The 438-nt window shown below is 31.3% G+C and carries 1 protein-coding gene; it reads left to right on the top strand.

Annotated features, from left to right (window positions below; translation table 11 throughout):
- Positions 1-438, top strand: a 438-nt coding sequence (locus K0039_RS21555) for an SDR family NAD(P)-dependent oxidoreductase (protein WP_228106919.1), incomplete at both ends; no start/stop codon positions are given.

Below are 438 nucleotides of genomic sequence, written 5' to 3'. Positions count from 1 at the left end.
GGAATTTGGTTGTAAATCTGTAGGATATGGATGTAATGCTATAGATGAGATACAGGTTATGAGTACTATCAAAGCTATTGAAAATGATTTTGATAGAATAGATTTATTAGTGTACAATGCAGGAGTGGCTGTAAGTAAAAAAATAACAGATTTTGGATACAAAGATTTTAAATTTATTGTGGATGTAAATTTAAATGGGTATTTTCTATTTGCAAGAGAAGTGTCTAAAGTTATGATAGCAAAAGGTATTGAGGGTAGAATAATACAGATAAATTCAAAATCAGGTAGAGTAGGAAGCAAACATAATTCAGGTTATTCAGCAGGTAAATTTGCTGGAGTAGGACTTACTCAAAGTTTAGCACTAGATTTGGCAGAACATAAGATAACTGTAAATGCACTGATGCTTGGTAATTTGCTTGATTCTGACATGTTTGAAAG

The organism is Terrisporobacter mayombei (assembly GCF_020748465.1).
Taxonomy (GTDB): domain Bacteria; phylum Bacillota; class Clostridia; order Peptostreptococcales; family Peptostreptococcaceae; genus Terrisporobacter; species Terrisporobacter mayombei.
Note: the sequence above shows the minus strand (reverse complement) of the source record. Positions and strands in the feature narration are given on the sequence as shown.